This window comes from Herminiimonas sp., from assembly GCF_030645555.1.
GTDB lineage: Bacteria > Pseudomonadota > Gammaproteobacteria > Burkholderiales > Burkholderiaceae_D > Oxalicibacterium.
The window spans coordinates 1-1,386 of sequence record NZ_JAUSME010000240.1; the positions used below are offsets into that span (position 1 = coordinate 1).

Annotated in this window: 2 protein-coding genes; both read right to left on the reverse strand. The window is 52.6% G+C overall.

The features are described 5' to 3' along the window. A partial coding sequence (locus Q7T06_RS09350; RefSeq protein ID WP_304783944.1) for a CmpA/NrtA family ABC transporter substrate-binding protein occupies positions 1–913 on the reverse strand: 913 nt, incomplete at its 3' end. Between the two features lie 311 nt (positions 914–1,224). Beyond that, positions 1,225–1,386 (reverse strand): ANTAR domain-containing response regulator (locus Q7T06_RS09355; RefSeq protein ID WP_304783946.1); only part of this gene is annotated, 162 nt, incomplete at its 5' end.

A 1,386-nucleotide genomic window follows, 5' to 3' on the forward strand; every position in this document is an offset into this window, starting at 1 on the left:
CATCCTGGTAACGACCGAGTATGCGTTGGTTGATGACATCGACCGAAGTGTTGACGTAGGACTTGGCAGCAATCGTTTCAGCCATCTTGTTCTTGTTCGACAGCGATGCATCTATCCAGCGGCCGGCTTCCAGCACAGCTGCGGTCAAAGCGCGTGCAGTGTTTGGATTCTTGGCAACCCAATCAGACGTGGTGCCGAGCACTTTTTCCGGATGATCTTTCCAGATGTCTTGCGTAGTCGCAGCGGTGATGCCTATGCCGTCGACAATCGCGCGGTGATTCCACGGTTCGCCCACGCAGAAACCATCCATATTGCCGACGCGCATATTGGCAACCATTTGCGGTGGCGGCACGGTGATGACTTTGGCGTCTTTCATCGGGTTGATGCCGTAGGTCGCGAGCCAGTAATACAACCACATCGCATGGGTGCCGGTAGGGAAAGTTTGTGCGAATGTGTATTCGCGTTTTTCCATTTGCATCAGCTTGGCCAGACCTGCGCCATTGACAGCACCTTTGTCTGCCAGCTTTTTCGACAAGGTGATGGCCTGACCGTTGTTGTTCAGGTTCATCAACACCGCCATGTCTTTCTTGGCGCCGCCTATGCCTTCATGCACGCCATAAACCAGGCCATACAAGACGTGCGCCGCATCCAGTTCGCCATTGACAAGCTTGTCACGCACACCTGCCCATGACGATTCCTTGGTTGGAATAATCTTGATGCCATATTTTTTATCGAAGCCCATAACGGACGCCATGACCACCGAAGCGCAATCGGTCAGCGGAATGAAGCCGACCTTGACTTCTTCTTTTTCCGGCTTGTCGGAACCTGCCGCCCACACACCCTGGGTTGCCAGGCCACTGAAGGCAGTGGCGGTGATGGTTGCGCCTGCTTTCAGGACGGTGCGCCGTGTCATATTGAATTTCCTGTCGTTCGTTGTCATGGTTTTCCTCGAAGAGCGGTTTTAATAAGGCAAAAAAAAAGACGTCCGGTCGGCAAGAGCTGAGCTCTTGCGACACGGACGTCCTTGTCCTGACCATCCAGACCGTCATTGGTCCAAACAGTTTTTAATTCTTGGCACCTTCGTTGGTACTAGCTACTCTTTAGCAATTGACGTGCCAGCGTTAATTGCGCAATTTGGAACAGGCACGGTGCAGATAGCGATCTCTTATTGCTCTCTTTTCGTGCAATGCATTGATTTAGTGCGCGCTCCTGCCCTTATTGCAGTTAACCCAGCAGATCGGCGACATCGAGTATGCGTTGCGCCAGTTCGGACAACTTCAAGTTCTTGTCCATCGCCATCCGGCGCAGTTTTGTATACGCTTCATCTTCGGAGATACGATGGCGTTCCATCAATAAACCCTTGGCGCGCTCTATCGTCTTGCGCTC